Genomic DNA, 12949 nt, shown 5'->3' with positions numbered 1-12949 from the left:
TGGTTTCTATAATCATATACGATCACGAAGAAAATATATGAAATTAGGGTTCGAGTCATTTTTGTATCGTATCTGAAACCTGTCTTTCTTTTCCTCCGAACCGTTCGTGCCATGTATGCAGGGATGTGGCGCCGGGGAGCGGGCTTGCGTCGTACACGCCCCGAGCTATGGCACGTGCCGTGACCTGCGTGGCGGCGTGTAGGATTTCCGTCCATTCCTGTGGACTGGGCGATGGCTTTGCGCGTGTCGAAACCCCGATTATGGCGTCTCCGTCCAGAGGCAGATGGGCTGGGAAAACGCCTCTCGCCACGCCATCCTGTGCGAGAATGGCCAGGCGTTTGGCCTGTGTTTTGGTGAGGGTTGCGTCCGTCGCGATAAGGCCGATCGTAGTGCCGGTGACGGAGGCCCATTTTGAGCGCAGGCGCAGGTCTTCGGACGTGAGATGTGCGGGCATGCCCAGACCGCCGAATTCGCGTCCCTGCTCGAAAGGGGCGCTCCAGAAATGGGGGCCATCGCCGATCGTGGCTGTCCCGACGGCATTGACCGCGACCAGAGCGGCGACGCGGTGTCCTGCCGGGGTTATGGTGCTGGCCGAACCGAGGCCGCCGCGAAGTGTGGCAGTTGTAGCGCCTGTTCCTGCGCCCACAGTGCCCAGTCTGAAGCAGCCATGGCGGGCGTTGTCGGCAGCCTGATGCCCCATGTCGGCATAGGGGGAGTAGCGGCCCCAGGACGTCTGACCGCCTGCTGGCAGATCATAGAGACTGGCCTGCACCACGATGGGGACGCGGATCGTGCCTGGGGGGAGGGGCGCATTGCCAAACTGTTCTCGCAGCCACGCCTGAACTCCCGTCGTGGCATCCAGACCGTAAGTGGAACCGCCTGACAAAACGACTGCATGGATGTGCTCGACCAGATTTTCGGGTTCCAGCAGCGCGGTTTCCCTCAGAGCTGGAGCGCCGCCCGGAAAGCTGCCGGAGGCAGTGACCGGATTGTCGAACAGAATGACCGTCACCCCCGTGCGCAGGTTCAGATCTTCACTGTGGCCGACGCGGATTCCGGGGATGTCGGTGAGCAGGTTCAGGCTGGTCATGCGGCCTCGTCGGTCAGATGGAGTTTTCGAGCAGCGCCCGCGTCTCGGGTTGGGTCGGAGCATTCAGGACGGTGGAGGCCGGTCCGGATTCTACAATCCGTCCCTGTTCCAGAACGGCGATATGGTGCGACATATGGCGGATGACAGCCAGATCGTGGCTGACAAAAACATAGGCCAGTCCGTGTTTTTGTTGCAGATCCAGCAGAAGGTTCAGGACGATGGCCTGTGTCGAGACGTCCAGCGCCGAGACGGCTTCGTCCGCGATGATAACGGAGGGACGCGTGATCAGGGCGCGGGCAATCGCAATGCGTTGTCTCTGGCCGCCGGAGAAGGCTTTGGGATAGCGGTCTGCGCTTTCGGCGGAGAGGCCGACTTCGGCGAGAGCCTTCAGAATGCGGGCTTCGCGGTCTGGGGCAGGGTCAAGGGCCTCCTCGACGATCTCGCGGACCGTCTGGCGTGGGTCGAGGGCGCCGTAAGGGTCCTGAAAAATCATCTGAATGGCAGGACGGATCTTTTTCCGTACGGCGCGGGAAGCTGTTGCGAGATCCTGTCCCTGATAGAGGATTTGTCCTTCATGGGGGGGGATGAGGCCGCTCAAGAGACGGCAGAGGGTTGATTTTCCGCTGCCGGATGCGCCGATGATTCCGAGCGTTTGGCCAGGCAGGACATCGAGGCTGACAGTATGCAGGATTTGCCTTCCGGATTGTCTGAACGTCACATTCCGGGCCTGAAGGATCGGGGTCATGCAGGGACCGTATAAAAGGGCAGGTGCGTTAGGGGCGTATGGGCCGCGCCATGCAGGGACATAGCGAGAAGGGCCTGCGTGTAGGGATCGGCGGGGGCGTCGAATATGGAGGCAGTCGGGCCCTGTTCCACGCAGATCCCATCTTTCAGCACCAGAACGTGATCCGCATGATGGCGGACCAGACCCAGATCGTGGGAAATCATCAGGACGGCCATACGGTGCGTTTTTGTGTGTTGATGGACGAGTGCCATCACGTCTGCACGGGTGCGGGCATCGAGAGCTGTGGTGAATTCATCCGCGATCAGGAGGGCGGGTTTGCAGGCCAGTGCCATGGCCAGAAGCGCGCGCTGCCTTTGCCCTCCCGAAAACTGATGGGGATAGGCGCGTTCGTTCACGCCCGCTTTCAAAAGGCCAACCTGCTCCATGAGAGCGAGGGTTTGATCGCGGATCTCGGAACGTGTGAGTGTTGTATGAAGCCGGAGGGTGTCGGCGATCTGTGCGCCGATCCTTCGCGTGGGGTTGAGCGCGGACATGGGTTCCTGAAAGACCATGCCGAGCGTTTTTCCACGGATCTGACACCATTGAGGTTCCGTAAGCGTCAGAAGGTTTTCATCGTTCAGACGGATTTCTCCGTGAGGCTGGAATCCGTCTGGCAGTAGCCCCATGAGGCTCAGGGCCAGTGTGGATTTCCCCGAGCCTGACTCGCCGATAACGGCAAGGATTTTTCCCGCTTCAAGAGTAAAGGAAAGGGCGTGAAGGATGGGACGGGCTAGGCTGTGAACACTCAGATTCCGGACCTGAAGAAGGGAGGTCATGGCGCGCGCTCCTGTAGCGGGGCATCCAGAGCATCGCGCAAGCCGTCACCGGCCATGTTGAACCCCAGTACGAGCAGCATGATTGTCAGACCCGGCACGGCGACCAGAAGTGGATGATCGAAAATATGGATCTGATAGGCGGCCAGCGCCCGGCCCAGATCCGGTCGGGGTGGCGGCGCGCCCAGCCCCAGATAGGACAATCCCGCGTCGGAAAGGACAGCGAGGGCGAGCGAGGATGTTGCCTGAACCGTCAGAAGCGGGAGGATGTTTGGAAGGACGTGCCGTCGTAAAATGGAAACGGTGCTGCGTCCGGCTAGACGGGAGGCCGCGATATAGTCCTGAATCAGAATGGCGCTTGCAGCCTGCCGGGTGATGCGGATCTGGGCGGGAAGGCCGAACAGGGCGATGGCGAGGATTTCACCCGTGGCCGAAGCTCCGAGCGCCGTGACTAGAAGAGCGGCGATCAGAACGGGCGGAAACGCCAGCCCCAGATCGGCCAGCCCCATGATGACTTTGGGTGGTCTCCCAGCTGCCATCAGCCCCAGCGCCGTCCCCGCAACTGTCGAGAGGCACACGGCCATCGCTGCGATCAGGACGCTGTTGAAGGCTCCGGAAAGCACGAAGGTCAGAAGATCCCGGCCAAAAGGATCGGTTCCAAGCGGGTGTGATAGGGAGAGAGGGGCGTAGCGATGCATGACGTCGATTGCCGGAGCACGGGCGCCCGTGAGCAGGGCCGTGACGCATGCAGGAAGCAGAACGATGCCGAGCAACGCGCTGCCGGTCCAGAGTGTCGGGTTGGCGCGCGTGGTCATGGACGCTCTTCCCCAAGGCGTGGGTCCAGAAAACGCACCAGCGCGGCCAGCAGAAAACCGAGGATCATGACGACGGTGACGATCAGCATGACGAGGTTTTGCACGACGGGCAGATCGCGTTGGTTGACGGCTTCCAGCAGAAGTTTTCCGCAGCCGGGCAGGCTGAACACGCTTTCGACGATGATGCTGCCCGTTATGAGAACAGGAAGCTGGATCCCGGCCAGTGTCAGAACCGGAATCAGGGCGTTGGGCAACGCAACGCGCCACAGGACGCCAGAGCGGCTGTAGCCTTGGGCGCGGGCCGTGCGGATGAAATCCTGCGACAGGGTTTCCATCAGGGAAGAGCGCATGAAGCGTGCGGTGATGGCGGCCTGCGGGACGGCGAGTGCGACGGCCGGAAGAATGAGCGCTCTCAGGCCGGTGAAAAATCCATGACCCCAACCCGGAAAACCGCTGGCTGGCAGCCAGTGAAGGGTCAGGGAAAACAGGAACGTCATCATCATCGCCAGCCAGAAATCAGGAATGGACTTCAAAAGCTGAAGCATCGCCATAAGGCCCATATCGGGCATTTTCCCCCGGTTTGCAGCGGCGGTCATGCCAAGCGGGATACCTGCGCCGAGCGAGAGCAGCATGGCCAGCAGGATCAAGGGCAGAGTGCTTTGCAGGCGCTCGCCGATCAGGTTGCTAACGGGGACATCGTAGATGTAGCTGCGGCCCAGATTGCCGCGCATCAAATCGCCAACCCAGTGTGCGTATCGTGTGGGCAGGGTGGTATCCAGCCCGAGCTGATGATGCAGGGCAGCAAGGCTTTCGGGGCTTGCGTCCAGTCCGAGCATGACGGAGGCGGGGTCGCCGGGGAGGAGGTTCATGGCTGCGAAAATCACAAGACTTGCAACGATCAGCAGCAGAAGCCGCTGAAAGGCCAGAGACAGGACGTTCATTCCCGTCATGGCTCCCAGAAGACGCCACCCAGCGGGCAGCCTGCGATGGGTTGGTTGGTCCACAGACCCTTGAGGTGGCGGTTCAGGACGGTCTCACGGGGGATCGAGAACAGGAAGACGTTCGGCTCGTCGAGCGCGAGCTGAGCCTGCATCCGGGTGGAAAGCTCATGCCGCAAAGCAGAGTCTGCCGTGGCCTCGTACCGTTGAAGAAGGTCGTGAAAGACGGGGCTGTGATAGTGAAAATAGACCGGTGTGCGGTCATAGATTGTGATGTCGTGTGGCTCCGTATGCGCGATGACGGTCATGTCGAAGGCGCCCTGTCCGTAAATCTGGCTGAGCCATGCGGGCCATTCCACAGGCTGCAGCGTGACGTTCAGTCCGATCTGTTCCAGATAGGCGGCGATGAGTTCGCTGCTGTCGCGTGCATAGCCGATGGGCGGAAACGCCAGCGTCAGATGCAGGCCGGGCGCAATGCCTGCGTCCTTCAGAAGCGCGCGGGCGTGGTCGGGGTCGTAAGGATAACGGTCGGGCAGGGCGACGTAATCGGGATCATCCGGCGCCATGTGTGATTGCAGGAGCGTCGCGTCACCCTCCGCCACGGCCTGAATCAGCGCCCTGCGGTCAATGGCCTGCGCGATGGCCTGTCGGACGCGCAGATCGTTGAACGGGCGGCGGGCATTGTTGAGGGCGAGAATGGCCTTGAAGGGAAAACTTCCCCGGACGACTTCAAGCTGCGGGTTGCTGGCAAAACGGCTCAGGATTTCACGGGATGGGAAAGACGGATAGGCATCCAGTTCTCCGGCCAGAAGCGCGTTGCTGGCCGAAAGCGGGTCGGGCATGAAGCGGAAGGTGACGGAACGCAGAGCGGGTCTGACACCCCAATATTCCGGATTGCGGTTCAGCGTCAGGTGATCATCGCGTTGCCATTCGCCAAAGATGAAAGGCCCGGTGCCGACGGGGTGACTGATGTTCTGCGCTACGGAGGCTGGCGAAAGGATGGCGGCGTCGTTCCATGCCAACTGGTACAGGAAACTGCCATAGGGGCGCTGAAGACGAACTTGGACGTGCAGGCTGTCGGGGCACGAAATATCGGCAATCTGCTTGAAAGTGCTTCTGTCCGGGTTGGTACTGCCTGAGGCTCCGGCGCGGAGAAGTGAAAATTTTACAGCCTCACAGGTCAAAAGCGTTCCGTCATGAAAATGCACATTTTCATGGAGTGCGAAATCGTAGGTCAAGCCGTCCGGCGAAACGCTCCAGTCCCGAGCGAGGAGGGGTTTGATGGTTCCCTGTTCATCCAGACGAACTAGTCCTTCATAGATATTGTCGTAGGTCACCATTCCGATGGCTTCACTGGAACCGCGTGTAGGGTCGAGACCCGGTGGTTCAATGGCCAGACCGATTGAGAGCGTATCCCGCTCCTCGGCAGCCTTGGCACCTCCCGTAAGGCTCATTGCCAGAAGTGGTAGAATGGTCAGCAGGGTTTTCAATCAGGCGCTCCGCGAACTTGCAGCCTCAGGGCGCAGGGACACGGAAAATAGGGCGTTCGCCGTCTGAGTGAAAGGGGGGCTTTCAGGGATGAGGAATTGTGCTGTCGATCCGGGAGGCAAGCTGCTCCACGAGCTCACGCGTCAGGGCGACTTTGCCTGCATCTGTCGTTACGGAGCCCTGTGCCGTGAAAGAGCCCCGGTTGCGCAGGATGGCGCGATGAGTGTCCGAGGGGACCAGCGCCCAATCGGCCTGTAGGGCTCCTTGGCCGCTGCTGTCGAGATCAAGCCGGTTGATGTTAACGGCAAGCCGGAGTGCTGGGGTTTCGGCCAATGGTTGTGTGGTCACGATATAATGGGGCCAGTCCTGCCCCAGACGGGCCGCCAGAAGGTCCGTCACGCCTTGCGACAGGCGGCTTCCCCAGCGTCCGTTAGGGCTGCGGTCAAGCTGATCCCTATGGCGGGTCATGATGTCCTGATTGTCCAGATAATCCGGCAGGGCAACGCGCGCGACGTTCAGGACCGGGGCTGTGGCAGGAAGGGCCGTGTTGCCGGTCTGAGCAATGGCTGGGGCGCCAAGCGTATAGAACTGCACCGGCGGAGCGGCACAGCCCGACAACAGAGCCAGCGTCAAAAGGGCGAACGGTGCCGCAGATCGTGTCATGAGCCGTATCACGGGGGTGTTCTCCGGAAAAATCGGGGGAAGGCGGGTGGTGCGGCTCACTGCCGACGTCCCGTGAGCAGGAGTTGCGGGTTATGTTCGACGTCTGTCGCGAACCCGCGCAGGGCCGAGGCGGCCGCTGCGATATCGCGCAGACTGGCTTCGAGATTGGTCCGGTCTGCGGAGCGCGGGGAGGTCATATTTTCCAGATTGGCGAGACTTTTTGTGGCCTGCTGCACTGCTTCATTGCTGCTCTGGAGGACCGCGCGCAGTTCACGTCCGCGCGCATCAAGCTGCGTCGTTCCCTCATTGGCCAGACGATCCACGCTCAGAAGGGTGCGTGTTATGGCAGGCTCGAACTCTGTTATAGCCTTGCGGGTCGCATCGACCATGTCGCGGCTGTGGTCCGAGGTTTCGTGGATGCTCTGGATCAGGGCAGGCAGATCCTTGTCGAGCTTGTCCGAAAGCTGACGGACCGAGGCCAGAGTGGCGTCGGCATTCTCGCCGATCTGTTTCAGGGGCAGGTCCTGAAGGCTCTGTGTCATGGCAGCGATGGTGGACTGTTTGGTCGGGATTTCCGTGATGCGGGCGATGTCGGGATGAAAAACCGCAGGCGTTGACGGAGAGAAATCCAGATCGATTTCGGATGTGCCTGTCACGAAGCTCTTGAGGTTCATCTCGCCGCGCAGCCCCTGCTTGATCAGCTCTTGCAGGTTGGGAAGATGGCGGGTGCTGTTGGTCAGGATGATGTCGTCTGGTCGCATCGTGACATAGACCGGGATGTAGGCGTCTTTCGTGGCGGGGTTGTATTCAATGACGACGCGGTCCACTGCGCCCACCTGAACGCCACGGAACGTGACGGGAGAGCCTACGGCCAGACCCGACGAGGCGCCGTGGAACACCAGAACGGCTTTCGTCGTTCGGGCGAAAGGATGGAAATTGCCGAACAGGACGAACGCTGCAACGAGCAGACCTGTCCCCCCAAGGACGAAAGCACCGACAAGAGCCTGCCTGTTCATCACGTATTTCCTTCTTCGTCGTCGCGTTCGCGGTGCATGAAGGCATGCACCTGTGGGTCCGTACAGGTGTCGCGCAGATCTCTTGGGGAGCCGTGGGCGATGGGAATTTTGGTTTTGGCATCGAGAAAGATGCCGTCATCGGCAATATGGAACAGGCTCGACAGCTCATGACTGACGATGACGATTGTAGCACCGAGGCCGTCCCGCAGGTTCAGGATCAGGTCGTCGAGGCGGGCAGATGTGATCGGATCGAGACCGGCGGAGGGTTCGTCGAAAAACAGGATGTCCGGATCGAGGGCGAGGGCACGGGCCAGACCGGCGCGCTTGCGCATGCCGCCGCTGATTTCCGACGGATAAAGATCAATCGCCTGCAACATGCCGACAAAACCCAGCTTGAGTTCCACGAGGCGACGGATGACGGGGGGCTTGAGGTCCGTGAACATCTGTAAAGGCAATGCGATGTTCTCGCCGATGGTCATGGAGCTCCACAATGCGCCGCTTTGGAACAGGACGCCGAAACGATGGTTCAGATCGGTGCGATGAGCGTCGGTGCCCGCCCAGTAGTTCTCGTTGCCGACCTGGTATTCGCCGACAGAAGGGCGCAGAAGGCCGATCATGCTTTTGAGCAGCGTGCTTTTGCCACAACCTGAACCGCCCATGACCGCGAAGATGCTGCCTTTGCGCACATCAAGTGAGATGTTCTTCTGAATGATCTTCGGACCAAAGGAGAGTGTGACGTCACGCAGGGACAGGACGGTCTGGTCAGGCATGTCGGTCAGATCCCCAGAACATCTGCAATGACGGCGAAGATTGCATCAATGGCGATGACGCCGACAATGCCGACGACAACCGCGCGTGTGGCAGCAATACCGACATCCGCAGCCGAACGCCCGGCTTTGAGGCCAATGCGGCAGCTTGTCAGGCCGATGAAGGCACCGAAAACGATGCTTTTGACAAAACCGAAGATGAACTGGCCGATTCCGAAGGATGTGACTGTTTGATGGAAGTAGCCTGCTGCCGTGATGTCGAGCATCGAAATGGAGACGACGAAGCCCCCCAGCATGCCGATAAGACATCCGTACAGGTAAAGGAACGGCATCGTGATGATGAGGGACAGGACAGCGGGCAGGATCAGATAGGTCGAGGGTTGAATGCCAAAGACATTCAGCGCGTCGATTTCTTCGTTACCCTGCATGGTGGAAATGCGCGCGGCATAGGCGCCGCCCGTGCGTCCGGCCATGATGATAGCGGTCATGACGGCGGCCATTTCACGCACCATCGCAATTCCGACCAGACTGGCTACGTAAACTCCGGCCGCGAATTTCTGCAGTTCGACAGCTCCAACAAATGCCAGAATTGCGCCAATCAGGAAATTGACGATACCGACGATCAGCAGGGCATAGGGGCCGGCATCGCTGGTGTTGGCCAGAAGATCGCTCAGGCGCATCCGGCTTCGGCCGAGAATGGTCTGAACGGCACCTTTGGCTGTCAGTGCCGCGAGTTCGGAGACAACACCCACTTCCGTCATCGAGGCGATGGCATGGCCACCAACGGCTTCCAGAAGGGGCCTGTGAGGTTGCTTGTGGTGGACAGGCTCGTCCGGGGCTTCGGGTAGAAGTTCCAGAAGCTGACGCATCGGGCCCGGCAGTGTCTGCATGTCGAGACTGATGCCAGCATCATGGGCAACGCGTTTAAGATCCCATAGGAACGCAATCAGTCCCGTGTCCCACGCCTGAATGTCAGAGGTCTGGAAAGACAGATGTCCATCGGGAGTTTTAGGTAGGCCATCTTTTGGAAAGACCGGAATCGCGCCGGTTCTGGCCTGCCACGTTCCGCTCAGCACCATGAGGAGGGTGTTCTGTTCGTTTTCAAGACGCCATTGCGGGGCATTGTCCTGTGCGTGGGAACGCGGCCCTGTATCGGTGTTGTCTGTCATGGACTTTGCATTTCCGGTCCTGACATTCCCTGGTTTTGCATAAAGAATGGAAAATCTGGTGAGAGATAAAACTTGAACGATGCGGACGGGTCAAAATGTGCGATGTGGCAGAGAACGATCTCCGGTAAGACCTTATCGATTGCAGGAGAAAGATCAATGCTCCTGTTAAGCGACAATGGGTAAGTGTTTTTTTCTGGTTATTTCTGTGGTTTGACTGGAATGAAACCTGCGTGTTGTCAGGATATTTCTGATAGAATCACCTGCTAGAGACTTGGAATTTGAAGACCTGTATGGCCAGCCAGCTTTCCCTGATTGTTCCTTTCTACAATGAAGAGGCCGCGATCGGTCACTTTGTGAAGAGTATCCTGCCGGTTATCGACGGCATTGCCGAGACGGACTGGGAGATTGTCTGTGTGGATGATGGCAGTAGTGACGCGACCTTGCGGGAACTGGTTCGTCTTTCGGAAACCGACCGGCGGTTTCGGGTGCTTGAACTCTCCCGCAATTTCGGCAAGGAAGCTGCGCTGACGGCCGGCCTCGATGCGGCGACAGGGGATGCTGTCATTATTATTGATGCGGATCTTCAGGATCCGCCTGATGTCATCCCCCAGATGGTGCAGGCCTGGCGGGAAGGGGCGGAAGTCGTGCTGGGCAAGCGGGTTGATCGGTCCAGCGACAGCATGCTCAAACGCAAAACCGCCGCATGGTTTTATTCGCTGCACAATCGGCTTGCTCATATCCGGATTCCGGAAAATGTGGGTGATTTTCGTCTGATGGACCGGTGTGTGGTTGAAGCCTTGGGGCGGCTTCCCGAACGCCAGCGGTTCATGAAAGGACTGTTTGCGTGGGTTGGCTTCAGGACAGTCACTATTGATTATGTCCGCGCACCCCGGGCCGCAGGAACGACGAAATTTTCAGGTTATTCGCTTTGGAATTTTGCCCTTGAAGGTTTCACCAGCTTTTCTTCTGCTCCAATTCGACTATGGACCTATCTGGGAACAATCGGTGCTTTTCTGGCTATTCTTTATGCAATTTTCATTGTGTTTCGCACGATATTCTGGGGAAATTCCGTGCCGGGTTATGCGTCTCTGTTCGTAGCTATCATTTTTTTCAGCAGCGTTCAGATCATCAGTATCGGTATGTTGGGAGAATATATCGGCCGCATCTATATGGAGACGAAACAGCGGCCGATTTACGTTCTGCGTCGGAAATATTGAACAGACAGACCGGGCATGATGATGCCCGGTTTTTGAGAGGTTCAATTCAGTCTGTTGATTTTGAGGCTGAGGAGAGCAAGCCCGAGATGACGGGGGTCCTGTCCGATCTGCACCGGATTACTGATCTGTAATTGCAGGCTTGCGGAATGTTCTTCAGGGGGGAGAGCGAAGTCGGCGGTGTAGTCAGCATCGTGAGGTTGTACGTCCCATTCAGCAATCTGCGTCCCGTTCAGGAGTACCCGGACGTGCTGCGGTGTACCGGGCGAGGAGTGCATTCGTAATACAAGATTTGCTGTATGGACATCTGCAGGCAGATTAAAATGAAGGCGGGCTTCAGGCGCCTCACTCCACACGCCCCAGTCTTCAGGATTGGACCATCCATTCTCAAGAATTTCTTCGTGCTTAAATTGCCGACCTGCCGTGACGATCTCCTGATCGATTGGCAAAACAGGGGGCAGCGGTGGAGGGGACAGACCTGCTGGAAGCGGCACGTCCGCTGCAACGCAGAACGTGGCCTTGTCCCAGACGCCACATTTTGCGTGTTGCAGGCTGCTCCAGCGTAGCGCGTGCAGACGCTGTGAGGTGCCGGTCAGGATCACCAGTGTCCGCGGATCCAGAGGATGAGGCTGTTCGGCTGAAGGGTGGCAGGCAGATTGCGGCGTTGTTCTGGCTGTGTACATGGTGTTGACCGCCGCATTTTTTAGCGCTGCGGCATACAGAAACTGCATGACATAAATTGCATCAATGCCGTCACATTCCAGGCGAGGATGAATCTCGATCCTGTCAAAAGGCTGCATTATCGAAGAAAGCTGACTGTCTTTGGCGGAGGGAGGCTCAAGGAATGAGAGTTCAATCTGATGAACATCAGAACGGATATTGCGAGTGTCCTGCCATTGAAGTGCAATTCCTGCCAGCAGGACGAAAGGCCACATTCTCGGCCAGGCCCGGCAGAGGCCGTAAATTGCTCCGAGCATGATCAGATAACCAACCGGCCAGAACATCCGTCCTGACGATCGCATCTGTTCTGCGCCCGGAACCCTGAAATGTGTGAGTAGAACCGGAATATGTAAAAAGTAGATGCGATTTGAAAGAGCAATGAGCGTTAGCGCCAGACATGCCAGAAGCAGACCGGCATGCTGTTTTGGAAGTTGTGCAAGAAGCTTAATGCCTCGACGACTCAGAAGGGCAAGCCCAAGTGTCAGCAAGACACCGGCGCCAAGATATTGATATCCTTCGTACTGACCACCGGTTGCTTCTACGAGGCTGGAGGAGACAGACGGAAAAAGACTGGAATGAACCGGCCAGAAGGGGGAGGCGAGGTTCATGGAATAGAGCCCGTAACCACCGCCACTCGCGCTGCCCCAGTATCCCAAAACCGATCCGATGGCGATGATCCCCAGTCCGGATGAGGCTGTAGCCATTACAGCGGGTGCACAGGCTTTCCAGTTTCTCTCTCGTAGGAGAAGAGTCAGGGGTACGGCGCCAAGAATGGCACCGGCCATGACCATCAGATAGGGATGAATCAGAAGCGTCAGAACGGTTATGAGAGCCAGCAGCCAAACCGGTCTGGAACCTGCACCGGTTCGTGTGGCCCTGAAATAAAGACCGATCGCCAGCAGCAGGATCCATTGCCCGCACAGAGCCGCATGGCCAATTCTGAAGATGAAAGTCGGAAAACAGGAGGCAAAAACCGCGGCTGCCAGCGCAGGGAGAAGGCGCTTTTCTCCTAGAGACCGCAATGCGAAAACTGCGCAGACCGGTTGGAGTGTCCAGCACAGGGCAAGGTAGAGAATGATCCCCTGAAGCATGTCCGGAAAGAGCGGATGAATGACTTTCAGAAGGAGAGCTTCCAGCGGAATACTGTCCGTCAAACCGATATTGGTACCAGCAGGTGCTCCCAGTCGCTGATCCAGCAGAAGCGGCCAGTGCCATCCCTGCCGCAGGAAATAAATCTGGCCAATGATGTGTTGGACGAGATCACCTGAAGCATGACCGGGCAGTTTTCCGCGAATCAAGGCAAACGGAAAGCATTGCAGCGCCTGAAAGAGACCGAATACCAGCGAGAGCGTGTAAACCGCAAACCTGTTTGTGGATGGCTTCAGAACTGGGCGTTTTTCAGACAAATGACAACACTCGTATCGAACTGTTATTTCAGGGTTGAGTAGCGTCATACAGGAGAATTGTGGCCAAAACCACGTCTGATGGTATCTAACGGGCCACTCTGTTGCG

The 12949-nt window shown here is 58.2% G+C and carries 12 protein-coding genes; 1 reads left to right on the top strand and 11 read right to left on the bottom strand.

All coding sequences use genetic code 11. The features are described 5' to 3' along the window. Window positions 1–55 precede the first annotated feature (55 nt). From JK176_RS07845 to JK176_RS07800, 10 genes are all read right to left on the bottom strand, one after another. Window positions 56–1090 (bottom strand): P1 family peptidase, encoded by a 1035-nt coding sequence (locus tag JK176_RS07845; protein WP_211587356.1) that lies wholly within the window; start codon window positions 1088–1090, stop codon window positions 56–58. 13 nt (window positions 1091–1103) lie between these two features. Further along, complete coding sequence (locus JK176_RS07840; RefSeq protein WP_211587355.1) at window positions 1104–1835, bottom strand: ATP-binding cassette domain-containing protein; 732 nt, start codon at window positions 1833–1835, stop codon at window positions 1104–1106. Beyond that, complete coding sequence (locus JK176_RS07835) at window positions 1832–2650, bottom strand: ABC transporter ATP-binding protein (protein WP_211587354.1); 819 nt, start codon at window positions 2648–2650, stop codon at window positions 1832–1834. The genes JK176_RS07840 and JK176_RS07835 overlap by 4 nt, the downstream gene beginning before the upstream one ends. After that, a complete protein-coding gene (locus JK176_RS07830; protein ID WP_211587353.1) occupies window positions 2647–3462 on the bottom strand; it encodes an ABC transporter permease in 816 nt (271 codons plus the stop codon). Before JK176_RS07830 ends, JK176_RS07835 begins: the two co-directional genes overlap by 4 nt. Then, entirely contained in the window at window positions 3459–4403 is a 945-nt protein-coding gene (locus tag JK176_RS07825; RefSeq protein ID WP_211587352.1) for an ABC transporter permease, read from the bottom strand. The genes JK176_RS07830 and JK176_RS07825 overlap by 4 nt, the downstream gene beginning before the upstream one ends. A 5-nt stretch (window positions 4404–4408) precedes the next feature. Further along, window positions 4409–5890, bottom strand: a complete 1482-nt coding sequence (locus JK176_RS07820; RefSeq protein ID WP_249194336.1) for an ABC transporter substrate-binding protein — start codon at window positions 5888–5890, stop codon at window positions 4409–4411. 82 nt (window positions 5891–5972) lie between these two features. After that, the gene (locus JK176_RS07815) at window positions 5973–6551 is read right to left on the bottom strand and encodes a membrane integrity-associated transporter subunit PqiC (RefSeq protein WP_211587351.1); all 579 of its coding nucleotides are present in this window, start codon (window positions 6549–6551) and stop codon (window positions 5973–5975) included. Window positions 6552–6607: 56 nt separating this feature from the next. Beyond that, window positions 6608–7567, bottom strand: a complete 960-nt coding sequence (locus JK176_RS07810; RefSeq protein WP_194262907.1) for an MlaD family protein — start codon at window positions 7565–7567, stop codon at window positions 6608–6610. Beyond that, window positions 7567–8337 carry an ABC transporter ATP-binding protein gene (locus JK176_RS07805; protein ID WP_211587350.1) on the bottom strand — a complete coding sequence of 257 codons (771 nt, stop codon included), beginning with the start codon at window positions 8335–8337 and terminating at the stop codon, window positions 7567–7569. The genes JK176_RS07810 and JK176_RS07805 overlap by 1 nt, the downstream gene beginning before the upstream one ends. Before the next feature lie 5 nt (window positions 8338–8342). Further along, window positions 8343–9503 (bottom strand): ABC transporter permease, encoded by a 1161-nt coding sequence (locus JK176_RS07800; RefSeq protein WP_211587349.1) that lies wholly within the window; start codon window positions 9501–9503, stop codon window positions 8343–8345. 290 nt (window positions 9504–9793) lie between these two features. Here JK176_RS07800 and JK176_RS07795 point away from each other — a divergent pair, with 290 nt between their 5' ends. Continuing rightward, a complete protein-coding gene (locus tag JK176_RS07795) occupies window positions 9794–10720 on the top strand; it encodes a glycosyltransferase family 2 protein (protein ID WP_194262904.1) in 927 nt (308 codons plus the stop codon). A gap of 41 nt (window positions 10721–10761) precedes the next feature. On the opposite strand, the gene JK176_RS07790 is transcribed toward JK176_RS07795, so the two are convergent. Continuing rightward, window positions 10762–12843, bottom strand: coding sequence for a DUF6311 domain-containing protein (locus tag JK176_RS07790; protein WP_211587348.1), 2082 nt, complete (start codon window positions 12841–12843; stop codon window positions 10762–10764). Between the last annotated feature and the right edge of the window lie 106 nt (window positions 12844–12949).

The sequence above is a fragment of the Gluconobacter sp. Dm-73 genome (assembly GCF_018256215.1).
Lineage (GTDB): Bacteria > Pseudomonadota > Alphaproteobacteria > Acetobacterales > Acetobacteraceae > Gluconobacter > Gluconobacter cadivus.
The sequence above is the reverse complement of the archived record's forward strand: the minus strand, read 5'-3'. Positions and strand labels throughout refer to the sequence as shown.